This window comes from Paenibacillus sp., assembly GCF_035645195.1.
In the GTDB taxonomy this organism is placed as follows: domain Bacteria; phylum Bacillota; class Bacilli; order Paenibacillales; family YIM-B00363; genus Paenibacillus_AE.
The window spans coordinates 270,947-294,901 of record NZ_DASQNA010000030.1; the positions used below are offsets into that span (position 1 = coordinate 270,947).

Annotated in this window: 21 protein-coding genes; 9 read left to right on the forward strand and 12 right to left on the reverse strand. The window is 64.2% G+C overall.

Annotation, left to right across the window (positions count from 1 at the left end; all coding sequences use genetic code 11):
* The first annotated feature begins 4 nt into the window (after nt 1-4).
* Nucleotides 5-1,084 carry a Gfo/Idh/MocA family oxidoreductase gene (locus tag VE009_RS16185; protein WP_325009376.1) on the forward strand — a complete coding sequence of 360 codons (1,080 nt, stop codon included), beginning with the start codon at nt 5-7 and terminating at the stop codon, nt 1,082-1,084.
* Between the two features lie 141 nt (nt 1,085-1,225).
* On the forward strand, nt 1,226-1,450 hold the full coding sequence (locus VE009_RS16190; protein WP_325009378.1) for a hypothetical protein: 225 nt from the start codon (nt 1,226-1,228) through the stop codon (nt 1,448-1,450).
* Nucleotides 1,451-1,514: 64 nt separating this feature from the next.
* Here VE009_RS16190 and VE009_RS16195 read toward each other — a convergent pair whose 3' ends face one another.
* Complete coding sequence (locus VE009_RS16195; RefSeq protein WP_325009380.1) at nt 1,515-2,435, reverse strand: ArsR/SmtB family transcription factor; 921 nt, start codon at nt 2,433-2,435, stop codon at nt 1,515-1,517.
* Nucleotides 2,436-2,621: 186 nt separating this feature from the next.
* Here VE009_RS16195 and VE009_RS16200 point away from each other — a divergent pair, with 186 nt between their 5' ends.
* Entirely contained in the window at nt 2,622-4,376 is a 1,755-nt protein-coding gene (locus VE009_RS16200) for a glycoside hydrolase family 2 protein (protein WP_325009381.1), read from the forward strand.
* Nucleotides 4,377-4,553: 177 nt separating this feature from the next.
* Nucleotides 4,554-4,703, forward strand: coding sequence for a hypothetical protein (locus VE009_RS16205; RefSeq protein WP_325009384.1), 150 nt, complete (start codon nt 4,554-4,556; stop codon nt 4,701-4,703).
* 180 nt (nt 4,704-4,883) lie between these two features.
* On the opposite strand, the gene VE009_RS16210 is transcribed toward VE009_RS16205, so the two are convergent.
* Entirely contained in the window at nt 4,884-5,945 is a 1,062-nt protein-coding gene (locus VE009_RS16210) for a LacI family DNA-binding transcriptional regulator (RefSeq protein WP_325009385.1), read from the reverse strand.
* Between the two features lie 155 nt (nt 5,946-6,100).
* Between VE009_RS16210 and VE009_RS16215 the strand changes: the two genes are divergently transcribed.
* A complete protein-coding gene (locus VE009_RS16215) occupies nt 6,101-9,208 on the forward strand; it encodes a beta-galactosidase (protein ID WP_325009554.1) in 3,108 nt (1,035 codons plus the stop codon).
* 68 nt (nt 9,209-9,276) lie between these two features.
* Nucleotides 9,277-10,107 (forward strand): adenosylmethionine decarboxylase, encoded by an 831-nt coding sequence (gene speD, locus VE009_RS16220; protein ID WP_325009387.1) that lies wholly within the window; start codon nt 9,277-9,279, stop codon nt 10,105-10,107.
* 16 nt (nt 10,108-10,123) lie between these two features.
* Here the strand turns inward: speD and VE009_RS16225 are convergent, their stop codons facing one another.
* Complete coding sequence (locus VE009_RS16225; protein ID WP_325009389.1) at nt 10,124-10,957, reverse strand: helix-turn-helix domain-containing protein; 834 nt, start codon at nt 10,955-10,957, stop codon at nt 10,124-10,126.
* Between the two features lie 147 nt (nt 10,958-11,104).
* Here VE009_RS16225 and VE009_RS16230 point away from each other — a divergent pair, with 147 nt between their 5' ends.
* Nucleotides 11,105-11,914, forward strand: coding sequence for a phytanoyl-CoA dioxygenase family protein (locus VE009_RS16230; protein ID WP_414694874.1), 810 nt, complete (start codon nt 11,105-11,107; stop codon nt 11,912-11,914).
* A 56-nt stretch (nt 11,915-11,970) separates the two neighbouring features.
* Here VE009_RS16230 and VE009_RS16235 read toward each other — a convergent pair whose 3' ends face one another.
* Nucleotides 11,971-13,023, reverse strand: a complete 1,053-nt coding sequence (locus VE009_RS16235) for a lactonase family protein (protein WP_325009390.1) — start codon at nt 13,021-13,023, stop codon at nt 11,971-11,973.
* 203 nt (nt 13,024-13,226) lie between these two features.
* Between VE009_RS16235 and VE009_RS16240 the strand changes: the two genes are divergently transcribed.
* Nucleotides 13,227-13,601 carry an MGMT family protein gene (locus VE009_RS16240; RefSeq protein ID WP_325009392.1) on the forward strand — a complete coding sequence of 125 codons (375 nt, stop codon included), beginning with the start codon at nt 13,227-13,229 and terminating at the stop codon, nt 13,599-13,601.
* Here VE009_RS16240 and VE009_RS16245 read toward each other — a convergent pair whose 3' ends face one another.
* Complete coding sequence (locus VE009_RS16245; protein ID WP_325009394.1) at nt 13,602-14,432, reverse strand: 1,4-dihydroxy-6-naphthoate synthase; 831 nt, start codon at nt 14,430-14,432, stop codon at nt 13,602-13,604.
* Nucleotides 14,429-15,094: a futalosine hydrolase gene (locus tag VE009_RS16250; RefSeq protein ID WP_325009396.1), complete on the reverse strand. Its 666-nt coding sequence runs from the start codon at nt 15,092-15,094 to the stop codon at nt 14,429-14,431. Before VE009_RS16250 ends, VE009_RS16245 begins: the two co-directional genes overlap by 4 nt.
* A gap of 124 nt (nt 15,095-15,218) precedes the next feature.
* Here VE009_RS16250 and VE009_RS16255 point away from each other — a divergent pair, with 124 nt between their 5' ends.
* Entirely contained in the window at nt 15,219-16,151 is a 933-nt protein-coding gene (locus VE009_RS16255; protein WP_325009398.1) for a glycosyl hydrolase, read from the forward strand.
* Between the two features lie 54 nt (nt 16,152-16,205).
* Here the strand turns inward: VE009_RS16255 and VE009_RS16260 are convergent, their stop codons facing one another.
* The 6 genes from VE009_RS16260 to VE009_RS16285 all read right to left on the reverse strand — a co-directional run bounded on the left by VE009_RS16260 (nt 16,206) and on the right by VE009_RS16285 (nt 23,905).
* Complete coding sequence (locus VE009_RS16260) at nt 16,206-18,026, reverse strand: PAS domain S-box protein (protein WP_325009400.1); 1,821 nt, start codon at nt 18,024-18,026, stop codon at nt 16,206-16,208.
* A gap of 184 nt (nt 18,027-18,210) precedes the next feature.
* Nucleotides 18,211-18,471: an HPr family phosphocarrier protein gene (locus VE009_RS16265; protein ID WP_325009401.1), complete on the reverse strand. Its 261-nt coding sequence runs from the start codon at nt 18,469-18,471 to the stop codon at nt 18,211-18,213.
* Complete coding sequence (ptsP, locus tag VE009_RS16270; RefSeq protein WP_325009402.1) at nt 18,468-20,198, reverse strand: phosphoenolpyruvate--protein phosphotransferase; 1,731 nt, start codon at nt 20,196-20,198, stop codon at nt 18,468-18,470. Before ptsP ends, VE009_RS16265 begins: the two co-directional genes overlap by 4 nt.
* Entirely contained in the window at nt 20,195-21,379 is a 1,185-nt protein-coding gene (locus VE009_RS16275) for a mannitol-1-phosphate 5-dehydrogenase (protein WP_325009403.1), read from the reverse strand. Before VE009_RS16275 ends, ptsP begins: the two co-directional genes overlap by 4 nt.
* Nucleotides 21,376-21,813 (reverse strand): PTS sugar transporter subunit IIA, encoded by a 438-nt coding sequence (locus VE009_RS16280; RefSeq protein WP_325009404.1) that lies wholly within the window; start codon nt 21,811-21,813, stop codon nt 21,376-21,378. Before VE009_RS16280 ends, VE009_RS16275 begins: the two co-directional genes overlap by 4 nt.
* Nucleotide 21,814: 1 nt before the next feature.
* Nucleotides 21,815-23,905 (reverse strand): BglG family transcription antiterminator, encoded by a 2,091-nt coding sequence (locus VE009_RS16285; RefSeq protein WP_325009405.1) that lies wholly within the window; start codon nt 23,903-23,905, stop codon nt 21,815-21,817.
* Between the last annotated feature and the right edge of the window lie 50 nt (nt 23,906-23,955).

A 23,955-nucleotide genomic window follows, 5' to 3' on the forward strand; every position in this document is an offset into this window, starting at 1 on the left:
CGCGGTGCCCGCGGCATTCCGGGCGATCGTCGTCGGCACCGGCGGGTTCGGAGCGCAATGGTGCACTGCGTTTTTGCCGCCCTTCGTCCGGGAGGGGCGCATCGACGTCGTCGCCGCCGTCGATGCGAATCCCCTCGCGCTTCAGCATGCGAGCGAGGGGCTCGGCGTCCCGCCATCCCGCTGCTATACGAGCGCGAAGGACGCCTTCGAGCGGCATCCCGCGGATTTTTGCATCTTGGTCGTGCCGCCTGCGTTCCGCGAAGAGCTCGTCCGGTTGGCGCTTGCTCACGGTATGCACATTTTGTCGGAGAAGCCGATCGCCGATACGCTGGAGGCTTCGATCCGCATCGCCCGAAGCGTGCGCAGCGCAGGGAAGAAGATGGGCGTCGCGATGAGCCGCCGGTACGAGCGAGACAAGGAGGCGCTGCGCGGTGCGCTGCGGTCGGGCGCCCACGGCGCGCTCGATTATTTGATCCTTCGCCATACTTGCGATCTGCGCAAGTACGGCAGCTGGGGCGCCTATCGCCACCGGATGCCGGATCCGCTGTTGACGGAGTCCGCGCCGCATCGGCTGGACCTGTTGGCCGATTTGGCCGGCGCGCCTTGCGAGACGGTATACGCGCAAACGTGGAGGCCGCCGTGGGCGGAATTCGCGGGGGATTGCCAAGCGCTGGTCACGATGACGTTCGCGAACGGCGTCCGCGCATTGTTCGAGGGGGGTTACGCCAACGCAGTCGAATTGAACGGCTTCGGCGAGGAGTATATCCGGGCGGAGTGCGAGCGCTCTACGGTCGTGCTGCATCGGAAGCGGGTCGAGGCGTTCCCGCATTCGCCGGAGCGGAGCGGCCCTGCGCAGGAGGGAGAAGGAGCGGAAATCGCCCCTCCGGATCGGGAGCGCTGGGGACATGGCCGGGTGATCGAGCAGTTTTTGGATTGGCTCGAAGGCGGCGAACCGATGGAAACGCGTGTTGACGAAAATTTGAAACTAGCGGCTCTGTGCAGCGCGGCGATCGAGAGCAGCAGGACGGGGAAGCCGATCCGCGTGGAGACGTATTTCGAGGAAACTGATGCGAAAGTGAAGTGAACGCGGCCGCCGTCCGATTTGTCGGGCGGTGGTTTCTTGTTTGTATGTCTGAATATTTACATAATTTAACGCGAGCATTAACGTAACCTTAACAAACCGATGCTATATTGAAGGAAACCTGCAAGCATCGGGAGGGATTCTATGACGGCTTGGGTTTTCGCCGGCATGCTGTCGCTCGTCGGGTTGGGCGGATTGATTTGGTTTTCCGTTCGGCAGCCCGACCGGGATCGGAAGAAAAGGGAGGTCGGCGGCAGCGACGGGTTTATGCCAATCCCGAACGTCGGTGATTCGCATCGGGGGGACGCCGGAGGCAGTTCCGGGGGAGGCGGCGACGGCGACGGCGGAGGAGGCGGCGGGGGCGATTGAGGAGATTGGGAACAAGGCAGCCTTTCTTTGCGGAAGGGCTGCCTTCATTGCGTTGATCCGCGAATCATGCGCGAGCTTCGTACGTCACGGCGACGCGGATGTCTTGGTCGTAGTTGCCGAAGCCCCTGCCGAATAACGTGACGCCGCCGCAATGGCGAGCCGATTCGAGCGAAGCGACGCGAAAGCCGATCGTCTCTCCGTAGGCGATCCCCAGTTCGTCGATCGTGACGTCGGAGAGGCGGACCCCGTCGATGTACGCGCCGGCTCGGCTCACGGAAATCGTCTTCAGCAGCCCGTACTGCGAACGGTTCGTCCACCAATCGGGCGTGTACACGCCCTTCGTCGAACCGTAATCGCCCGGACACGTCCACGTGCCGACGAGGCGGTCGTTCATGTAAAAGCTGATGTCGGACGGCCAATTTTCGTTGTATCCTGGCGCTTCGGAACAAATTTCCAGGGAAATGTCAATATTTACAGGAACTTGGTTTGCTAATAGGTAGTTCGGGATTCGATACTCTACGTACCCGCTGCCGAACCAAAGGTGGCTCGCTTTGACATGGTCCGGGTCGGAAAAATATCTCGGATCGTCGACGATGCCGATCATGCCGTGCTCTGACGCGAGTCCGCACGTCGGCTTTACTTGGCATGCGGAATATTGTCCGACCGGCAGCTCGATTTCGTAACGGTCGGGAGCAGGTGCCGGAACGCTCGGCGTCCGTTTCAGAAGCAACGTCAATTCGTCGAGGGCGAGCCGGCACAGCTTCTGCATGCCGCGTTTGCCCGCGATCGTTTCGGTCGTGACGATGCCGGCTTCTTCGAGCTTCTGGACATGCTTCGTCACGATGGCGGAGGAGAGTCCGACCGCTTCGGCCAGCTCTTTGATGTTCATCGGCCGTTCGTCGAGCAGCTCGATCATATGGAGTCTCGTCTCGGACGAGAAGCATTCGAATACGGCGACGTTCGCCCGTTCGGCGCGCAGCTTCATTGCGTTCCCTTCTTTCTGTTTTTCCTGCGGCGAGAAGTGTTGTTTTCACGATTATATAACCAGTAAGTTAATTAATCAACTTTAATGTTGACGAATCGATGGGTTCCTTATTACAATCGGTGTAGAAATCATAACTTCATCATTGATAGGTTAACCAAATAGTTTACCAAAGGAGTTGTATTACCAATGACATTGCCAAGACCGGATTACCCGCGTCCGCAATTCGTCCGTGACGTCTGGGAAAGCTTGAACGGGGAATGGGAATTTGCGTTCGACGACGAGAATGTCGGTTTGCGGGAGAAGTGGCATCGGGGCGAGCGGGCGCTCGACCGGCGCATTCAGGTGCCATTCGCGTTCGAAAGCCGGCTGAGCGGCATCGGGGAAACAGGCTTCCACGACGTCGTCTGGTACCGGAAGCTGTGGAGCCCGCCGGCGTCGTTCGCGGGGAAGCGGGTGCTGCTGCATTTCGGCGCGGTCGATTACGAGGCTCGCGTCTGGGTGAACGGCGAGCTCGCGGCGTCGCATATCGGCGGCCATACTCCGTTCTCCGCGGACATCACGGATGCGCTGTCGCCGGACGGTCCGAACGCGATCGTCGTGCGCGCCGAGGATCGCGGGAAGGACGTGTTCCAGCCGCGCGGCAAGCAGTTCTGGGAAGAGAAGTCGCGGGGCATTTGGTATACGCGTACGACGGGCATTTGGCAGACGGTGTGGGCGGAGGCGGTGTCGCCGACGTATTTGGCGAAGGTGAAGTATGAGCCCGACATCGACCGGAACGAAATTCGGATTCGCGCGTTTTTCGAGGGACCGGTCGAAGGGCGGGACGCGGCGCTGCGCATTCGGATTACGTTCCAAGGAGAGCCGGTCGCGGAGGAGACGATTCGCGTGCTTCGCGCCGAGGAGCGCCGGACGATCGGGCTGCACGGGCTGAACGATCACGGGATGGACCGGTTTTGGTCGCCGGAGCGGCCGAACTTGTACGACGTCGAGTACGAGCTGACGGTGGACGGCGCGGTCGTCGACCGGGCGGCGGGCTATTTCGGCATGCGGAAGGTATCGATCGAGAACGGCCGGTTCGCGCTGAACAATCGTCCGTATTTCATGAAGCTGGTGCTCGATCAGGGCTATTTCCCGGACGGCAACCTGACGCCGCCGAGCGACGAAGCGATTCGCCTGGACGTCGAGCTGACGAAGGCGATGGGCTTTAACGGCGCGCGCAAGCATCAGAAAGTGGAGGATCCGCGGTATTTGTACTGGTGCGACAAGCTCGGGCTGCTCGTGTGGGGCGAGATGGCGAACGCATGCGACTTCTCGGAGGCGTATTCGCAGCGGATGACCGCGGAATGGCAGGAAGCGGTCGAGCGCGACTATAATCATCCGTGCATCGTCGCGTGGGTGCCGCTCAACGAAAGCTGGGGCGTGCCGAATATCCAGATCGACGCGCGGCAGCAGCAGCATGCGCTGGCGATGTACCATTTGACGAAGTCGCTCGATCCGACGCGTCCGGTCGTCTCGAACGACGGCTGGGAGCTCGTGAAGACGGATTTGTTCACCATTCACGATTACGAGTGGCGTGAGGAGGTGCTGGCCGAACGGTACAGCACCGTCGAAGGCGCCGTGACGAGCATGCCGGCGAACCGGCGGTTGTCCGTCGGCGGCTTCGCCTACGAGGGTCAGCCGATTCTCGTGACCGAGTTCGGCGGCATCGCGTACAAGAAGAGCGAGTGGGAAGGCTGGGGCTACTCGGGCGCTAGCGACGACGACGATTATTTGGCGCGGCTGCGCGCCGTCGTGCTGCCGCTTCGCCGCTCCGGCGTCGTGCAGGGATACTGCTACACGCAGCTGACGGACGTCGAGCAGGAGATTAACGGGCTGCTGACGTACGACCGGGTGCCGAAGGTGCCGATCGAGAAGATTAAGGAAATTATCGATATGAGGTAATTGGGTGCAGCCGCGCGGGCGTTTTGTCCGCGCGGCTGTTTGTTGTTTTTGCGAGCGCTGGGGGCTTCGGCGGGTGGGATGTAGCCGCAAAATTGCGGCTAAGGAGCCGTTGGCGGTGGCGTCGGCGGGCTGTAAGGAGCAAATGTTCTTATTCGGCGGTTGGCGGGGCTGGCGGCGGTGTGTAAGGAGCAAATGTTTCTTATTCAGCGGTTGGCGGGGCTGGCGGCGGGCTGTAAGGAGCAAATGTTTCTTATTTGGCGGTTGACGGGGCTGAAGGCGGGCTGTAAGGAGCAAATGTTTCTTATTCGGCGTTTGGCGGGGGTGTAGGCGGGCTGTAAGGAGCAAATGTTTCTTATTCGGTGGTTGGCGGGGCTGAAGGCGGGCTGTAAGGAGCAATTGTTTCTTATTCGGCGGTTGGCGGGGCTGAGGGCGGGCTGTAAGGAGCAAATGTTCCTTATTCGGCGGTTGGCGGGGCTGAAGGCGGCAACCCACCAACCGCCGCGAGGCTTAACCCGACGCGCGGACGACGAGGCGCGCGGACAGCAGCACCTTCTCCGGCTGGGCGCCGGGCTGCGCGCGGCGGCGAGCGAGCTGCTCCACCGCGCGGCGGCCGAGCGCCTCATTGGCGAGCTCGACGGTCGTGAGCGCCGGGTCGGCATCGGCGGACGCTCCGATGTTGTCGAAGCCGGTGACGGCGCAATCGTCCGGCACGCGCAGCCCGCGCTGGCGCAAGCCGCGCAGCAGCTCCAGCGCGATCTGGTCGTTCGCGCAGACGAACGCGTCCGGCCGATCCGCTGGATCGAGGCCGGCCAGCTTCGCGTGCAGCGCGTCCGACCAGCGGCGTTCGGGATACGGGTACGTCCATTTGCGCAGCCGCGTATCCCCGCCGAACGCCTCCACCGCGCTGCGGCAGCCGAGCCATCGTTCGCGGAAGCTCGGCGCGAAGTCGTCGTTGCCGACGAAGACGAACGACCGCCGCCCGCCGTACAGCAAATGGCCCGCAAGCAGCACGGCGCCGTCCGCGTTCGCGTTCATGACCGCGTCCGCTTCGACGAGCGGCTCTTCGTGGTCGAGCAGCACAAGCGGTCCGCCCATCGCCTGCAGCGCGACGAGCGTCCCCGTCGGCAGGCTGCCGACGGCGATATGTCCGAGACAGGCGCTCCGGTCCATGTACGCGGGGAACGACGGCCCTTCGCCGTTCGCGCCCGACCGAGGCGCGACGACGGCATGCTCCCAGCCGAATTCCGCGCAGCCGTTCGCGACGCCGGTCAGTACTCGCGCCCAATAGGAAGCTTCGCTTTGAATGGAGGGGTCCATCCACACCAGCACATAGCCGCGGGACGCGGCGAACGAAGCCGAATCCGCTGCGACGGCAGCTCCCGCAACGCCGGGCGCGCCTGCGACCGCCGCCCCGGCCGGCAGCCGGTAGCCGAGCGCGCGGGCGGCGGCGAGCACGCGCTGGCGCGTTACGTCGCTGACGCCCGGCTTGCCGGACAGCGCGCGCGAGACGGCGTATTTGGACACGTGCAGCGTATCGGCAATCGTTTGGAGCGAGACGCGGCGAGCCATAACAACACTCCTTGACAGAACGTTAGGGTGTACCTAGAATATAGCAAATTTCGGCTAACAGCAACATAACAAACCTAACAAACAAAGGCGAGGAATGAACCGGGTGTCGCGGGGCAGGGCAAGAAAAACATACGGGAGAGTGCAAAGTCATGGCAATGAGCGAGAACAGCAAAACGGTATTTTTTTACGATGCGTCGTTTCCGTACGACGGGGCGAGGCCCGGCGACACGGAAGTCCAACGTTTGCAACAAATAGGTCGAGTCGTCTCCGCCGACCAACTTGAAAGCGCGCTGGAAGAGGCGGACGCGTTCGCGACGCTGCACGGCCCGTACTTCCCGAAGGAGGCGTGGCCGGCGGTGCTGCGCTTCCTGAAGCGCGGCGGCGGCCTCGTCCTGGTCGGCGGCGCGCCGTTCCGCGTGCCCGTGTTCAAAGACGACCAAGGCAGCTGGGCGCTCGAGCGCGAGCAGACGGCGTACCACCGCCAGCTGCTCATCCACGAGGCGCTCCGCGCGGACGGGTCCCGCATCGCGCAACTGCAGGCGAACCCCGACATCCCGCTGTTCGCGGGCAAGGAAGCGTTGTTCGCGCCGAGCGACACGTACGGGCTCGTGCTGCACGTCACGCGGCAGAGCGACAACCCGCGCGAGCACGGCTCGGGCGGTCCGATGGACGCCTTCGTCTACCCGCTGCTGAAGGGCGTCTCCAGAGACGGCCGCGAAACCGCCGCGCCGGCGGTGCTGCTCGAGCACGTGAAGGGGGATTTTGCAGGAGGACGCTGGGTACTCGTCGCCCAACCCGTCGCGCCCGCCTTCTGGGAGCGAGGCGGCGCGGACGCGCTCGCCGAATGGGCGGCCTTCGCCGCCAAAGGCGCAACCGAGCTGTGGCTGAAGCCGAACTACGGCTGCTACGAGGTCGGCGAGCGCCCGAGCCTCGCGCTGACGGCGCAGGCGGTCGGCGGCGCGAGGCCGCGCGCGTGGACGTTCCGCATCCGGGCGGCGATCGAGCGGAACGGAGGCGCGCCGCAGCCGGCGTGGGAGCATACGGTCCGGCTGCAGGCGGACGGGGCTTTGCGCATCGAGCGGTTCCAAGCGCCCGACCCGGTCGAGCCCGGCTGCTACAGCATCGAATGCGAGGCGACGGCCGAAGACGGCGAAACGCGCATCCTCCGGCAAGGCTTCTGGGGCATGGACCGCGCCCTGCTCGAAGCCGGCGAGCCGCTGACCGCGGGGCGCGATTATTTTTATAAGAACGGCAAACCGCTGCCGATCGTCGGCATGACGTACATGACGAGCGACGTCGCGCGCAAATATTTGTTCCTGCCCAACGTCGCGGCATGGGACAAAGACATGGCCGAGATGCGGCGCGCCGGCATCAACCTCATACGCACCGGCGTCTGGACCGGCTGGCGCCAAATGGCGTTCGTCGACGGCCATTTCTCGGAGGAGGTGCTGCGCGCGATCGACGCGTTCCTGCTGACGGCGAAAAAGCATGAACTCGAAGTCACGTTCAACTTCTTCTCGTTCACGCCGGAGACGTGGGAGGGCGCGAACCCGTACCTCGACCCGCGCAGCGTGGAGGCGCAGAAGCGGTTTATCGTCTCGCTCGTCTCCCGGCACCGAACGAGCACGCACGTCCATTGGGACCTCATCAACGAGCCGTCGATGTTCGATCCGTCGCGCATCTTCCAAGGCCCGCGGACGGCGAACGACCGGTTCGAACGCGAAGCGTACGTCGAATGGCTGAAGCGCCGCCACGGCTCGATCCGTTCGCTGCAGGAGCGTTGGAACATGACGCCCGAGGAGCTGCCGAGCTTCGAAGCGGCGCGCCCGCCGGAGCGAAGCGACATCAACTTCGACGTGCAGGACGTCAGCCGCCCGAAGAAAGGGCTCGTCTGGCTCGACTACGCCTTATTCACGATGGAGATGCACAACCGCTGGGCGCGAGAGCTTGTCGGCGCGATTAAGGCGGCCGCGCCGAATCAGCTCGTGACGGTCGGCCAAGACGAGGGGCTCGCGAGCGGACGCCCGTCGCCGTTCTTCTACGCGGAGGCGGTCGACTACACGACGGTGCATACCTGGTGGAAAATGGACGCGCTCGTGTGGGACGGCATTTTCACGAAAGACGGGCACAAGCCGAACCTCATCCAAGAGACGGGCATTATGTACGTAGAGGCGGCCGATGGGCGGGCGAAGCGCAGCGAAGAGGAGCTGCGCAATATTCTCGAGCGCAAATACGCGTACGCCTTCTCGACCGGCGGCGCGGGCGCCGTGCAGTGGATTTGGAACACGAACTTCTACATGGACAACGTCAACGAATCGAACATCGGCGCGCTGCGGGCGGACGGGACGCAGAAGCCGGAGGCGGACGTGTCGTACGATTTCGGCTCGTTCTTCGCCGCCGTCGGACGCAAGCTCGAGGATCGCGCCCTCGAGGACATCGCGGTCGTCTTCCCGTACTCGAACGACTTCTCGAACCGCAGCTTCGCCTATGACGCGACGGCGAAGCTGACGCGCGTGCTCGCCTACGACATGAAGCGGCCGTTCCGCGGCGTCTCCGAGTACCATCTCGACCGGCTGACCGGCCCCGCGCCGAAGCTGTGGATCGTGCCGAGCGCGCACAATATCGAAGACGAAGCGCTCGCCGCGCTCGCCGACATCGTGCGCCGCGACGGCGGCACGCTGCTCGTGACCGGGCCGCTGCGCCTCGACGCCTACTGGGGACCGAACCGCTCGCGCCTCGCGGACGTCGTCGGGCCGACGCGGATCGAGAATGTGCTGCGCGAGGAGCTGCTCGACGTCGACGGCCGGGCGTATCCGGTCTCGTTCGGCGGCAGCGGCATCGCGGCGCTGAATAAGGAGCGCCCCGAAGACGGCGCGCCCTTGCGGCTCGCCGAATACGCGCTCGGGCGCGGCAAGCTGCTCTGGTGCCCGCTGCCGATCGAGCTGAACGAGCGCAGCGAAACGATCCGCGCGGTATACGCCAAAGCGATCGCGACGGCGGGCGTCGCCGACGAGCTGCTGTGGGAGCAAGGCGGCGATCTGCCGGGCGTGTACGGCCGGAAGCTCGCGTTCCGGGACGGGGCGCTGTTCGTGTTCGTCTCGGAGCTCGGCCAGGACGCCGACGTGAAGGTGAAAGATCCCGCGACGGGCCGTTCCTACGCGTTCTCCCTCGAGCGGGAGCGCAGCGTTCTGTTCTTCGCGGACCGCGAGGGCGCGGTCGAAGCGGCGTACCGACCGGATCAAAACGTCATTCGCGTCGAATAAAAGGGCTAAGTCTCGTCCCGAATGGGTAATATGAAAGATAGCATATTCACCCAGAAGGAGAGAGCATCATGCCGCTAACGCCGGAGCAACGCATTACGCTGCACGGTTTCAACAATTTGACGAAATCGCTGAGCTTCAATATGTACGATATATGCTACACCCAGACGAAGCAGGAGCGGGAAGCGTATCTCGAATATATCGACGAGCAGTACAACTCCGACCGGCTGCGCTCGATTCTGAAACACGTCGCGGACATCATCGGCGCGCATGTGCTGAACGTGGCGCAGCAGGACTACGTACCGCAAGGGGCGAGCGTCACGCTGCTCGTGTCCGAAGGGCCGATCGTCGAGGTGCCGCAGGAGTCGTATACCGAATCGCCGGGGCCGCTCCCGGAATCGGTCGTCATGCAGCTCGACAAAAGCCACATCACGGTGCACACGTACCCGGAGTACCATCCGGACGAAGGCATCAGCACGTTCCGCGCGGACATCGACGTGTCCACGTGCGGCGAAATTTCGCCGCTGAAGGCGCTGAACTATTTGATCCGCTCGTTCGACACGGACATCATGACGATCGACTACCGCGTGCGCGGTTTTACAAGGGATATCGAAGGGAACAAGCTGTTCATCGACCATGACATCAGCTCGATCCAAAACTATATCCCGGAAGAAATTAAGGACCTCTACCATATGATCGACGTCAACGTTTATCAGGAGAACATTTTCCACACGAAATGCAAGCTCAGGAAATTCGATTTAAACAATTATTTGTTCGGGTATACGAAGGATAAGCTGAGACCGGAAGAAGTGGAAAGCATCACGGACCGGCTGCAGACGGAGATGGACGAAATTTTTTACGGTCGAACGATTTCGAGCGGTTCGATCGACCAAATGATGTGACTTCAGCGGCGGCCGGTTACGGTCCGCCGCTTTTCGCCGTTCCGCCGCGCCGCCGGTAGCCGCTCGGACTGACGCCGTACCGTTTGCGAAACTGCTGCAGGAAATGGTTGTAGTTGCGAAAGCCGACCTCGTAGGCGATCTCCGCCGCGCCGAGCGCCGTCATTTCGAGCAGCATGGCCGCATGACGAATCCGCATCGCGTTCAGCGCGTCGATAACCGACTGGCCGGTCGTCTCCTTGAACAAATGAGACAGCCGCGACGGCGACATGCCGACCGCCCCTGCCACCGTTGCGACGCGCACCTCTTCGCGCATATGCGCCGAGAGCCAGCGGAGCGCTTCGGCCGCGCGCGGGTCCGATCCGCGGCCGCCGCAGCGGGCGGCGAGCGCGAGCGCCTCCCGCAGCGAGGCGAGGCACAGCTCGTCCCAGAACGGCCCCTGCGCCCTGGCGTCGTCCACCACCCGCAGCATCGCGCGGTACAGCCGCCGCCGATCGCCGGGGGAGACGATGCGCACGACGCTTGCTTCTCCGTCGGGCAGCAGTCCGGCTTCGACCCGATCCCCGGGGAAATGCGCCCAGATGAAATGCCACGTCTCCCCGGGACAAGTGCCGTAATGATGAGGCGCGCCGGGTCGGAGCAGGACGACGTCGCCCGCTTCGCACCGCCGCTCGCCGTCCGCCGTTCGGAAATACCCGCTCCCGCCGAGCGTGAACGCGAGCAGCCAATCGGGCCGGCCGCGCGGTCGAACGGTTTCGTATCGATCGGATTGGCGGAACAGCCCCGCAATGACCGCGCCTTCGCCTTCGCCTCCGTAAATTTCCATATGGCCGACTTCTCGAGCTCTCGCCATTAGGCCAGCCTCCTCGCTCCTTCGCGATTTTTCGAATGCAGCAGGATCGTGTGATGTTTTAGCATGATCCATACTTCATTGTACCTGCGAATCGGCGCTAGAATAAAGGGAAATCGCAACAACAATACGGTGCTCGGGGGGATGAACGTGGACGGCAGAGCAGTCGGATTGACGGAGGAGCAGCGGAAACGTTTCGAGGAAGAGGGCTATTTGCTCGCGAAAGGGTTGTTTACGAAGGAGGAGCTGTCCGACATCGAGCGGACGTTCGAGCGCATCGCGGAGCGGACGGTGCCCGGCCATTTCGAGCCGGATTTCGCGGCGGACGGGACGGACCCGCTGAAGCGGTATCCTCGCGTCATGCACCCGCACCGGTTCGACGCGACGGCGAAACGGTACATGCTGCATCCGCCGGTTATGGCGGCGCTCGCGGATTTGTTCGGCGAGGAGGCGCTCGCCGCGCAAAGCATGTTTTATTATAAGCCCCCGGGTTCGCGCGGGCAGGCGCTGCATCAGGACAATTTCTACCTGAAGGTGGAGCCGGGCAACTGCATCGCCGCGTGGACGGCAGTCGATCCGGCCGACGAGGAGAACGGGGGCTTGCTCGTCGTGCCGAAGACGCAGGCGCACGAGATCGTCTGTCCGGAGCGGGCGGACGCGCGGGAATCGTTCACGACGCATTTCGTGAAGCCGCCCGAAGGGAAGAAACCGGTGCCGATCGTCATGGAAGCGGGGGATGTGCTGTTCTTCAACGGCAACTTGATACACGGCTCGTACCGGAACAAATCGAAGGACCGGTTCCGCCGCTCGTTCATCTGCCATTACGCGAACGCGTCCGCCGCGCGCATCTCGAGTTATTACCGGCCCTTGTACCGCGCCGACGGCACGGAGGTCGAGCTCGAAACGAATCCGGACGGCGGCCCGTGCGGCGTGGAGTACGCCTACTACGGCGCGCACTGACGTTTTCAAAAAAATAACGCCGTCTTCCCGCTAAGGGAAGGCGGCGTCCTTACGTTTTATAAAAACTTAATGCACACGGGCTTCGATACGTTCAGCCGGTGGCCGGTCGGGCGCAGCTTGCCGGTGGCGGCGTTGCGGCGGAATACGACGACGTCGTTCGTATCCCGGTTCGCCGCCAGCACGTACGAGCCGTCCGGCGTCAGCGCGAAGTTGCGCGGATGCGCTCCGAGCACGCTCGCGTGCTCGACCCAGCTCAGGCGGCCGTCGACGTCGATCCGGTACACGACGATGCTGTCGTGGCCCCGATTGGAACCGTACAAAAATTTGCCGTCCGGGGAAACGTGAATGTCGGCGCACGCGTTGTCGCCGCGGAAATCGTCGGGCAGCGTCGCCACCGTTTGGATTTCCGACAGCTCGCCGCTCATTTCGTCGTAAGCGTATACGGCGACCGTCGAGTTCAGCTCGTTGATGGCGTAGCCGAGCATGCGCGACGGATGGAACGCGAAGTGGCGCGGTCCCGCGCCCGGCGCGGCGGCCACGCTCGACGCGTACGTCAGCTTGCCGGACGCGTCGTCGAGCCGGTAGGTCACGATCCGGTCGGCGCCGAGATCGCACACGACGGCGAACCGGTTGTTGCGGTCGATCGTCGCGGAATGCGCCCGCGGCCGATCCTGCACCGGCAGCACGCTCGAGCCTTCGTGGCGCTGAATATCGGAGGCGGGCCCGACTTCCCCTTCCTCGTAGACGGGCGTCACGCCGACCATGCCGCCGTGGTAGCTCGACGTCAGCAGCCAGCGGCGCGTCCGGTCGAGCTCCACGTGGCAGGTGGGGGCGGGCACCGTCCCCTCGATGTTGAGCAGCGACAGCCCGTGCGACTCGTCGATCGCGAACGCGGCGAGCGCGCCGCGCTTGCCGCCGTCCGGGCCGGGCAGCTCCGCGATCGCGTACAGCCTCCGGTCGACCGCGTCGACGGACAGGAACGTCGGATTTTGCAGGCCGGCGTAGCTGCCGAGCAGGCGTACTTCGCCGGTTTCGTTATCGAATTCGGCGGCATAGACGCCGGTTTCTTCCGCTTTCGCATATGAGCCTATAAAAAAGATTTCCTTCATGGGGAAGACACCTCGCTAAGTCGATTGAAACGATACTTTCCTATTATCGCCGAAATAGCGGAGGAAAGACAAATCGAATTGCAAGAAATAGGAGCCTAAGAACCGGGTAATATGCAAAGAAATCGCTCCTTCCCCGGAGAGACGGGGGAGGAGCTTTCTTGTATGATAGGGACGAGAACACACGAAGCAAAGGGGGACGAAGCATGCAGCCGTTCACGCGGCGCGCCGTCGCCGTCATTCGCTCCATTCCCGCCGGGAAGGTCATGACGTACGCACAAATCGCCGAGGCGGCGGGAAGCCGCAGAGGGGCGCGGCAGGTCGTCCGCATCCTCCATTCGTTAAGCGAATCCCAAAGACTGCCGTGGCATCGGGTCGTAGACGCTCAGGGGCGCCTCGTCATCGCCGACGAGGAAGCCCGATTTACGCAGCGAATTCGCCTCTTGGAAGAGGGCGTCGAGGTCGGCGCCGACGACCGGATCGACCTCGCGACGTACCGGCATTTCCCGGACGTTCCGCTGCCGGAAGACGCACCGCCGGAAGACGCGCTTCCGGACGAGCTCGACGACGACGAAATCTAACTAGGACCGCAGCAGCGCCATGTCGAACGCGGGCACGAGCCCTTCGGCCGCGGCCCGGCCGAGCAGCGCCTCTACCGCGGCGTAGCCTTCCTCGCCGAGCTCGGCGGTGAAGCGGTTGACGTACAGCTCGATATGCGATTTCGCGACGTCCGGATCCATCTCCTGCGCGTGCTCCATCACGTATGCCCGGGACGCATCGGGATGCGCCCACGCGTATTCGACGGACGCGCGCGCCCACCGGGCGATCGCGTCCTTGTCGAGGGAACGCTTCGCGATGATGGCGCCGAGCGGAATCGGCAGCCCCGTGTCCTCCTCCCACCACTCGCCGAGGTCGGCCAGCTTCGAGAGGCCGTACGACGGGTAGGTGAACCGGGCTTCGTGAATGACGAGGCCCGCGTCGACGGCGCCGTCGCGCACGGCCGGCATAATGTCGTGGAACGGCATGACGACGATGTCGAGGCCGCCGTTCGGCACGCGCTGCGCCGCCCATAAGCGGAACAGCAGGTAGGCGGTCGAGCGCTCGCTCGGCACGGCGACCCGCTTGCCGGCGAGCTCGGCAGGTTCGCCCCCCGACTTCGTCAGCACGAGCGGGCCGTTGCCGCGCCCGAGCGCGCCGCCGCAAGGCACGAGCGCGTATTTGTCCAGCACCCAAGGCAAGGCGGCGTACGAAATTTTCATGACGTCGAGCCCGTTCGCTCCGGCGGCCAGCGTATTCGTAATATCGATATCGGCGTACATGACGTCGAGCCCCGGAGCGCCCGGAATAAGGCCGTGCACCCAAGCGTGAAACACGAACGTGTCGTTCGGGCAAGGCGAGAATGCGATCTTCATTGGTCGCTAAGCACCTCCGCGAGTATGGCGCAGGCGGCTTCGAGCGCCGCGAGCGCGTCTTTGATGCGCCAGGCCGCGCGGTCGCGCGGACCGACGGCGTTGGATATGCCCCGGACTTCGAGGACGGGGACGCCGGCGCGCGCCGCGGCGGCGGCGACGCCCGCCCCCTCCATCGCTTCGGCGGCCGCGCCGGGGACGCGCGCCGCGACGGCCGCCGCAGTCGCCGCGGTGCCGGTCGCCGTCGAGACGGTCGCGATCGGGCCGAGGACGGCGTCAAAGCCGCGCTCGCGCATCGCCTCGGTCCACCGCGCCGCAAGCGCCGCGTCGACCGCGAAGCGGGAGCGGCCGAAGCCGAGATCGTCGACGCTGGCGAAGCCTTCCGGCGTCTCCGAGCCCCAGTCCGCGGCGTGGATCGCGTCGGCGACGACGGCCGCGCCGATCGCCGCGCGGCCGGGGAAGCCGCCGCCGATGCCGGCGCTGACGGCGAGCGCATAGCCGCCGGCGGCGAGCTCGAACGCGGCGCCCGCCGCGGCGTGCGCCGGTCCGACTCCGGCCGCGACGACATGGAAGCGCGGATCGCCGCGGAAGCCGCGCAGCGCGGCCTCGCGCTCGGCGTCGACCGCCGTCACGACGAGCACGCGCTTAAGGGGATGATCGTTCATCGCAAGGAATCGCTCCTTTATCGGTTCTGTTCCGGTTTTCCCCGGTAAATTGCATGGACGAAAGCGTCGATGGACAAGTACGTTTAATGTTAACTATACCGGATAAGGGGGCAGGGAACAAACGATGAAGGCACCGTTGTTCAGAGATCCGATCTATGACGGAGCGGCCGATCCGGTCGTCGTTTGGAACGAACCGGCACAGGAGTGGTGGATGGTTTATACGAACCGGAGGGCGACGGCGGAAGGGCCGAAGTTCGCCTGGGTGCATGGCACCGACCTCGGCGTCGCGTCGTCCGCGGACGGCGGCCGCACGTGGAAATACCGGGGGACGCTGCAGGGGCTCGACACCGAATGGGGGCGCAACACGTTCTGGGCGCCTGAAATCATTCGGCGCGAAGGGCTGTACCACATGTACGTCAGCTACATTCAAGGCGTGCCGGACGATTGGCCGGGACATCGGCGGGACATTCGCCACTACACGAGCCCGGATCTCATCCGTTGGAAGTATGTAAGCACGCTGGAGCTGAGCTCCGACCGCGTCATCGACGCATGCGTCTATCCGCTGCCGGACGGCCGGTTCCGCATGTGGTACAAGGACGAGGCGAACGGCTCGCATACGTACGCGGCGGACAGCGACGACTTGTACCGATGGAGCGTCGTCGGTCCCGTCATCGCCGATCGGCCGCATGAAGGGCCGAACGTGTTCCGGCTCGCAGGAGCGTATTGGATGATCGTGGACGAATGGCGGGGGCAGGGCGTCTACCGGTCCGACGATTTGGAACGGTGGGAGCGGAACGGGCTCATCCTCGATACGCCCGGTTCGCGCGAGGACGACGGCACGATCGGCTTGCATGCCGACGTCGTCGTGCAGGGAGAGGAAGCGTACATTTTTTATTTCACGCATCCCGAGCGGGGCGGCGCGCTGTCGTCGCCGTCCGGCATCGCGGCGTACGCGGACCGGCGCTCCTCGATTCAAGTCGCGAAGCTGCGCGTCGCCGACGGCAAGCTCGTCTGCGACCGGGACGAGCCGTTCGAGCTGCGCTTGACCGCGCCATGAAGAAAAGAAGGCCGACGTCGGAATGTCCGGCGCCGGCCTTCTTTCTTCATGTTCTTATTCGATGAAAGGCAGCGAGATCGAAACCGTCGTTCCTTCGCCGGGGCAGCTGTCGATTCGCATCGTTCCGCCGTGGCTCTCCAGGATCCGGTGGCAGATCATCAAGCCGAGCCCCGTGCCGGTCGATTTGGTCGTGAAGAACGGCTCGCCGATTCTCGGGAGCAGCTCCTTCGGAATGCCAGGTCCTTCGTCGCGGATGCAGGCGACCGCCAGATCTTGCGAGCGGAGGACGGACAGGTGGATCGTACCGCCCTGCGGCATCGCGTCGATCGCGTTCTTCAGCACGTTCAGGAACACCTGCTTGATCCGATGCTCGTCGCACAAGACCGGCGGCAGCTCCTCGCAAATGTCCCACGCGAACAGGACGTTGTGCAGGATCGTTTCGCTCTCCAGCACGAACAAGACGGAGCGAAGCATGTCCGCGAACCCGACGGGGGCGATGGTCGTCATCTGCGGCTTCGATAAACTCATGAAATCGTTCACAATTAAGTTGATCCGATCGATTTCGCTCAGCATCGTATCCAAATAATGCTGCTTGTGCGCGACCAAATCTCTGCGCAGCAGTTGCGTGAACCCGCGGAGCGACGTGAGCGGGTTCCGAATTTCGTGGGCGACGCCCGCGGCCAGTTGGCCGAGGAAGCTCAGCTTCTCGGAACGCAGAAGCATATCTTCCGATTGTTTGCGCTCCGTCAAATCCCGGAGCACGCTTAACGTCACCGATTTCCCCTTATAGTCGTGAATTTGGATGCTTGAGATTTCTACCGTAATGACGACGCCGTCGCCGCAAACGAGCCTCCGTTCCTGGAACGGCGACGGGTCCTCGGTTTGCATGATGTCCCTGACGACCTGTGCCGAAGCCTCGTGATCGTCGGGATGAATAAACCGGAAAATGCTTTGCCCGACGATGTCTTCCGTTCGCTCCATCCGGACGAGCTTGACGGTCGATTTATTGCAGTACACGATTTGTCCCATATCCGTAATCACGAGCGGCTCGGGCAAAAATTTAATCAAGCGCTCCAAGCTCTCCGAATATTTCCGCAGCCGTTCCTCCTGCGCGACGCGTTCGGTGACGTCCCGGAGCACCGTCTGCACGCAGTTCTCGTTCTCGATGTCGCGAATCGCGACGCTGGACACCTCGGCGTCGAACAACTCTCCGTCGACGCGCATCATTTTGTAAACGGTATAGTTCAGCCGTTCCTTGGAAGCTTTGGCCTGGGCGATCCGGGCTTGTCCTTCGGCAAGGTAATCGGGGTGGACGTGGTCGTAGATGTTCCGGCCGATCAGGTCGGCGGCGGAGCGCGCATGGAACATCCGGACCGCCGAATCGTTCACGTAGTAAACGATATCGTTCGCGTGGAGCACGATCGCATCCGGCGAATGCTGGACCATGCGCCGCAGCGTTCGCTCGCTCCGGTACAGGGAACGTTCGAATCTTTTCTCGGCGGTGAGATCTTTGCCGATCAGCAGCACCGAAGGCTGGCCGTTATAATCCATGGGAAACGCTTGCAATCTAACGATCACCGGTTTCCCGTCGAGCCGTATGAAATGCATGATCGCCGGCCTCGTCGGCATGCCGTTCAGCGGCGATTCGATGAAGCGCTCGAAGGCGGAGCGGTAGGCGCTTGGCACGAAATCGATAACGGAGTTACCTAATATCTGCCCCGGCGTCTGGGCCCCCGCGATCGCCGCGGCAGCGGGGTTCGCATAGACGATACTCCCATCGCGGTAAACGGCGACCGGATCTGGAAGCGAATCAACGATGAATCGGTACTGTTCGGACGAAAACAACGGGACGACGGGTTGCGCGCGATGCGGCATGGAACCAGCCTCTTTCGCCTAACGATGGGTATTTTGATTGTAAGATACCACAAATTATGTATATTAATAAAGATAAAATTACGCGCGCGTGATTTGCTTCGGCAAAAACGCGGCGCCGGACCCGAAAAAAAGGCCGTCCGCCGGAGCGGAACGGCCTTCGTTCGTAGGAATAAACGAGTGCTGATTAATCGTGAATTTGCGCGAACAGCGGCCCGAGCGCTTCCATCGCTTGCGCTTCCTGCTCGCCGTCGATTTCGAGCGTGACTTCGTCGTTCTGGGCGATGCCGAGCGTCAGCATGCTTAACGAGCTTTTGCCGTTCACTTTTTTTCCTTTGCTGATGACGCTGATTTTGCATGGGAACGCGCTCGCTTTTTCGACGAACGTTTTCGTCGGGCGAACGTGAAAGCCTTGCGGGTTGGCGACTACGAACGTTTTGCTGATCATACGGGAACACTCCTCAGTTGGTTTTGGACGAACGCTTTGACTTCTTCGTGGCTGCTCATGTCGAGCGCCTGCTCCGCGAGAGTCTTCCATTGTTCGCGGGAAAGGCCCCCGATGAGCCGGCGCGCCGGCAGGATCGAGCCTGCGCTCATGCTGAATTCATGCAAGCCGAGGCCGAGCAGCAGCGGGATCGCCGTTTCGTCGCCGGCCATTTCGCCGCACATGCCGACCCATTTGCCCTCGCGCTCCGCCGCGCGGATCACCATTCGGATCAGGCGCAAAATGGACGGATGGCAAGGCTGGTACAGATAGGACACGGTTTCGTTCATCCGGTCCGCGGCCATCGTATATTGGATGAGATCGTTCGTGCCGATGCTGAAAAAGTCGACGTCCTTCGCGAACGTATCCGCGGCGATCGCGGCCGCCGGCACTTCGATCATGATGCCGACCTCGATGCGCGCCGCGACGGGAACGCCTTCGGCTTGCAGTTTGGCGCGCTCCTCGTCGAGCAGACGCTTCGCGGCGAGCCATTCCGAGCGGACGGCGACCATCGGGAACATGATTCTCAGGTTCCCATGCGCGCTCGAGCGCAGCAGGGCGCGGAGCTGCGTGCGGAACACGTCCTCGCGGTCGAGGCACAGGCGAAGGGCGCGCTGCCCGAGGAACGGGTTCGATTCCTTCGGCAGGTCGAGGTACGGCAGCTCTTTGTCGCCGCCGATGTCGAGCGTCCGGATGACGACGGGTTTGCCGTTCATTTTCTCGAGCACGGTTTTGTACGTGTGATACTGTTCCTCTTCGGTCGGAAGGGAGGAGCGCTCCATATAGAGAAATTCCGTTCGGAACAGGCCGATCGCTTCGGCTCCGTTCGCGAGCGCCTTCTCGACGTCGGCGATGCCTCCGATGTTGGCGGCCAGCTCGACGCGATGGCCGTCGCTCGAGACGCTCGGCCGCTCGCGCAGCCGCGCCAGCTCGGCTTTGTCCCGTTCGTAGGCGGCTTTCTTCGCTTCGTACTCGGCGAGCCGCTCGGGCGCAGGTTCGACGATGATGCGGCCCTCGACGGCGTCGAGGATGACGGTCGCGCCGTTCGGGACGCTCAGGACGTCCGCGCCCGCGCCGACGACGGCCGGCAGCTCGAGCGACCGCGCCATGATGGCGGAGTGCGACGTCCGGCTGCCGATTTCGGTGACGAAGCCGCGCACGGCGTCAAGGTTCAGCTGCGCCGTATCGGACGGCGTCAAATCGTGCGCGAACACGATGCACGGCTCGGCGACGGAGGCGAGGCTCGCGTTCGGCACGCCGCGCAGATGGCTCATCAGCCGGTCGGCGACGTCCTTCACGTCCGCGGCGCGGGCGCGGAGCAGCTCATTGTCCATGGCGAGCAGCATGTCGATGAAGCCTTGCGCGGTGTCGTGGAGTGCGAACTCCGCGGTGACGCGCTGTTCGGTCAGCCGCTCCTCGATGCCGTCCATCAAGTCAGGGTCCTCGAGCAGCAGGAGATGCCCTTCGAAAATTTCGGCTTTGTCCGCTCCGAGCTTCGCGGCTGTCCGGTCGCGGATCGCTTCCAGCTCGCCGCGCGCCGCGGCGGCCGCTTGCGAGAGCCGCTGGCGCTCCACGGCCGGATCTTCCGCCGTCGTCCGCTCCGGCACGTACGTCTCCGCCGCGGCGACGAACGCCTTGGAGATGACGATGCCCGGGGAGGCGGCGATGCCTTGCAGCGTAATTTCGGTCATGGGCGTAACGCTCCTTTCGGTTCCGCCGCCGTCGAGGCGTGACGTTCGTACGCGGCAGCGGCTTGATCGTGGATCGGATGGCCCTTCGGCAATCCGGTATACTTCTCGAGCGCGCCGTGCACGCCGAGGTCCTGCAGCGCCTGCTGGAGCTCCGCCGCCTCGGGATCGTCCGCGGCGTCGAAGCGGAGGGCTGCGCCCATCGCGGCGGCCAAGTGCGGCACGGCGATGCCGAGCTCGTGCGCGAGCGTCGCCGGGCGAACGAGCCGGTCGTTCGGCGACAGCTTCCGGATCGGCGAGCGGCCGACCCGCGCGACCTCGTCGGTAAGGTAAGGGTTCGCGAAGCGCTCGAGAATCGTTTCGCGGTAGCGGCGGTGCTCTTCTTCGTCGAAGCCGTATTTGGCGACGAGCATCGCGCCGGTTTCTTCGAGAATGGCGACGACTTCCGACTTGACGCGTTCGTCCGCCATGGCGGCTTGAATCGTGTCATGGCCGAGGAGGTAGCCGTGGTACGCGGCGCAGCAGTGGCCGGTGTTGACCGTGAACAGCTTGCGCTCGATATACGGCTGCAGCTCATCGACGTAGTGGACGCCTTCGATGTCGAGCGGTCCGCCGGGCAGCATCGCGGAGCGGTCGACGACCCACTCGGCGAACGGCTCCACCGTGACGCGGAGCGGATCGTCGTGCTTCTGCAGCGGCACGATGCGGTCGACCGCCGCGTTCGGGAACGCGACGCGGCCTTCCGCCGCGGCCCGCGTCTCCGGCGACAGCCGCGCGTAGACATGCTCCTTCAGCTGCTCGCTGCCTCGAATCGCGTTCTCGCAGGCGATGACGTGCAGCGGCGCGGCGACTCCCGCTGCGAGCCGGCGCTCGATGCCCCGCGCGATTCCGTCGGCGATCAGCTTCAGAATGTTCACGCCGACCGCCGTCGTCACGAGATCCGCCTTCGCGACCGCCGCGGCGACGTCGTCCGTCCGCTTGCCGTCGATCGCGTCGACGCCTTCGACGCGGATCGTGTCGCCGCTGCCGTTCGCGAGAGCGACCTCGTAGCTGCCGCGCTCCTGCAGCAGCTTCACGAGGGCGTCGTTCACGTCGACGAACACGACGTTATACCCGGCTTTCGCCAGCATGAGGCCGATGAAGCCGCGTCCGATGTTGCCGGCTCCGAAATGTACCGCGTTCATTCGTCCATCCCGCTTTCGAAAATGTCGATGAGCGCTTGCTCCGAGTCGGCCGACAGGATGCGTTCGAAGCTCTCTTCATCGGAGCAAATCATCGCTACGTTCGTGAGGATGTCGAGGTGATCGTCGCCGGCCGCCGCGATGCCGATGACGAGCTTCGCCGTTTGGCCGTCCCCGAACGGCACGCCGTCCGGGAACACAAGGATCGACATGCCCGTGGTACGGACTAGGCTTTTCGCTTCGTTCGTGCCGTGCGGGATGGCGAGGCCGCCGCCCATGTAGGTGGAAGCAATCGAGTCGCGCTCGATCATCTTGTCGACATACTCGGCGGGCACGTGGCCCGCGTCGACGAGCAGCTGCCCGGCCATGCGGATCGCTTCGTTTTTGTCTGCCGCCTTAGCGTTGAGGCGTACTTTCTCTTTGGATAAAATGCTCATCTTACGCTCCACTCCTATCGATATTTGTATGGATATATTCTTCGAGCTGTCCTGCCAAATAACTCAGTATGGTTGCTGCGTCGTCCGTCGTCAGCGCATCGACGAATTCGGGCTGCAGCAGCATCGCGCTCACTTCGCTGAGCAGCTCGAGCTCGTGGCGGGCGAGCCGCTGCGGCGCGAGCATGAGCAGAAAGCGGGAGATGCGGCCGTCGTTCGCCGCAGGACCGGGGGCCTGCGCGAGCGGCGCGCCGATCGGCGGTTCGAGCTTGAACAGCGCCAGCACCGGCGACTCGAGCCGATCGCTGCGCGTATGCAGCAGCGCCAGCTCCGTCCCCGGGATGAGCAGGGAGCCCTGGCGTTCGCGCTCGAGCAACCGGTCGGCTACGTCGCCGGCCGCCTCGCCGGCCCGCGCCAATCGGCAGGCTTCGGTGAGCAGCTCGCGTTCGCCGCGCCCGGCGGTCCGGAGCGTGTGGACGTCGAACCGCTCGAGCAGCCGCAGCACGCCGTCGGCGTACCGCCGCAGCGAGCGCAGCCGCTCGAGCGCGCCCGCGCCGTCGTGCGCCGCATCGGGTTTGTCCGCGGCATCGTTTCGCTTGCGGGAGGCGACGTCGCGCAGCGCTTCGCGAAGCCGCTCCGTCTCCTCGGCGGTGAGCAGCGGCGACAGCTTCAAATATTGCTCCGGCGGGATCGGCAGGTCGACGGTCGACACGATCAAATCGTAATCGCCGCTCGGCCGATGGGCCGCCTCGAACCACGACGCATGGCCGATGATGTCGACCTGCGGGAATTCTTTGGCGATGCGGACGGCAAGCATGTTCGAAGAGCCGATGCCGCTCGTGCAGACGAGCAGCGCCCGAACGGCCGCCGGCAGCTGCTTCGCCCGCTCCAGCGAAGCGCCGAAATGCATCGCGAGAAATCCGATCTCTTCGTCCGGCAGCGCAAGGTCCGGGAAGGCGTCCGAGGCGGCCGCTTTGACGGCGGCGAACAGCGCCTCGTAGTCCTTGCGGATTTGGGGCAGCAGCGGATTGCGAATCGTTCCGCCGGCGCGGATGCGCGCAAGCGCGGGCTCGAGATGCAGCAGCAGCCCTTCCCGCAGCTGGCGGTCCCCGGCGAGCGACGCGTCGAGGCGCCGTTCCACGCCGCGGATGAGCGCTTCGGCCGCCTGCAGCCGCAGTCCGTCGAACGAGGCCAGGCCGCCGCCGCTCGGCGCCCCGTCCGCCGGCTCCGCGAGCAGCGCGGCGATATGCGCCGCTTCGTCCGGCGGCAGCGCTTCGACGCCGATCCGCTCGGCGAGGGCGCGCGCGGTGTCGAGGTGCGCCGCGGCTTCGCGGGGCGGCTCGGCCGGCGCGCCGATGCGGCGGCCTTTCCGGAAGCGGGCGAACGCGACCGAGAGCTGCAGCAGCTTGCGCGTGTACGCCGCTTCTGACAGCTCGTCGGCGCGGTTGCGCTGCAGCGCCCAGAGCGCCTGCTCGAGCGGGAACAGCGTCGCCCCTCCGACCATGTCGAGCAGCTTCGCGTTGACCGGGTGCGGCGCCTCGCCCGGCTCCGGCCGGCCGAACAAATCGGATTCGTCCAGCATATCGAGGGCGAGCTTCACGATCGCTTCGCGCTTCGCCGCCTCGGAGCCCTCGAGCGCCACGCCGTAGCCTCTGCGGCGCACGAGCGTTAGGCCGCGCTTCGCCGCCCACGGCTCGACCTCGTCGAGGTCGTGCGTCACGGTCGGCGCCGTCACCTGCAGCTCGTGCGAGAGCGCGAACAGCTTCGCCGGCTCGCCGGCGTCGAGCAGCTCGCACAGCAGCAGCGTCTTCCGGTCGACGGCCGACAAATCGTGCGATTCGGCGTGGCGGATGACGTGCTCGAGGGAAGCGAGCCGCTCCGGCGGCGCGTCGAGCCTCAGGCCCGCGCCCGCCTTTTTGTGCAGGGCGACGCCGACCGACGCGAGCAGCGCTTCGATGTCGGGCAGCTCGCGATGGACGGTGCGCCCGCTGACGCCCGCCGCCTCGGCGAGCTCGCCCGCGGATACGTCGCCGTGGGCGCGAAGCAGCGCTTCGATAATTTTCTTTTGTCGCTGGGATACCTTCATGGCATGCATGGCGCGCGGCTCCCTTGGGAAACGGAAATGGACCTAACGCCGACGACTCG

What these genes read in the sequence shown, in the direction of transcription:
- VE009_RS16190 (WP_325009378.1), top strand. Translation starts at nt 1,226, where the DNA reads ATGACGGCTTGGGTTTTCGCCGGCATGCTGTCGCTCGTCGGGTTGGGC.
- VE009_RS16195 (WP_325009380.1), bottom strand. Translation starts at nt 2,435, where the DNA reads ATGAAGCTGCGCGCCGAACGGGCGAACGTCGCCGTATTCGAATGCTTC.
- VE009_RS16200 (WP_325009381.1), top strand. Translation starts at nt 2,622, where the DNA reads ATGACATTGCCAAGACCGGATTACCCGCGTCCGCAATTCGTCCGTGAC.
- VE009_RS16210 (WP_325009385.1), bottom strand. Translation starts at nt 5,945, where the DNA reads ATGGCTCGCCGCGTCTCGCTCCAAACGATTGCCGATACGCTGCACGTG.
- VE009_RS16215 (WP_325009554.1), top strand. Translation starts at nt 6,101, where the DNA reads ATGAGCGAGAACAGCAAAACGGTATTTTTTTACGATGCGTCGTTTCCG.
- speD (WP_325009387.1), top strand. Translation starts at nt 9,277, where the DNA reads ATGCCGCTAACGCCGGAGCAACGCATTACGCTGCACGGTTTCAACAAT.
- VE009_RS16225 (WP_325009389.1), bottom strand. Translation starts at nt 10,957, where the DNA reads ATGGCGAGAGCTCGAGAAGTCGGCCATATGGAAATTTACGGAGGCGAA.
- VE009_RS16235 (WP_325009390.1), bottom strand. Translation starts at nt 13,023, where the DNA reads ATGAAGGAAATCTTTTTTATAGGCTCATATGCGAAAGCGGAAGAAACC.
- VE009_RS16240 (WP_325009392.1), top strand. Translation starts at nt 13,227, where the DNA reads ATGCAGCCGTTCACGCGGCGCGCCGTCGCCGTCATTCGCTCCATTCCC.
- VE009_RS16245 (WP_325009394.1), bottom strand. Translation starts at nt 14,432, where the DNA reads ATGAAGATCGCATTCTCGCCTTGCCCGAACGACACGTTCGTGTTTCAC.
- VE009_RS16250 (WP_325009396.1), bottom strand. Translation starts at nt 15,094, where the DNA reads ATGAACGATCATCCCCTTAAGCGCGTGCTCGTCGTGACGGCGGTCGAC.
- VE009_RS16255 (WP_325009398.1), top strand. Translation starts at nt 15,219, where the DNA reads ATGAAGGCACCGTTGTTCAGAGATCCGATCTATGACGGAGCGGCCGAT.
- VE009_RS16260 (WP_325009400.1), bottom strand. Translation starts at nt 18,026, where the DNA reads ATGCCGCATCGCGCGCAACCCGTCGTCCCGTTGTTTTCGTCCGAACAG.
- VE009_RS16265 (WP_325009401.1), bottom strand. Translation starts at nt 18,471, where the DNA reads ATGATCAGCAAAACGTTCGTAGTCGCCAACCCGCAAGGCTTTCACGTT.
- ptsP (WP_325009402.1), bottom strand. Translation starts at nt 20,198, where the DNA reads ATGACCGAAATTACGCTGCAAGGCATCGCCGCCTCCCCGGGCATCGTC.
- VE009_RS16275 (WP_325009403.1), bottom strand. Translation starts at nt 21,379, where the DNA reads ATGAACGCGGTACATTTCGGAGCCGGCAACATCGGACGCGGCTTCATC.
- VE009_RS16280 (WP_325009404.1), bottom strand. Translation starts at nt 21,813, where the DNA reads ATGAGCATTTTATCCAAAGAGAAAGTACGCCTCAACGCTAAGGCGGCA.
- VE009_RS16285 (WP_325009405.1), bottom strand. Translation starts at nt 23,905, where the DNA reads ATGCATGCCATGAAGGTATCCCAGCGACAAAAGAAAATTATCGAAGCG.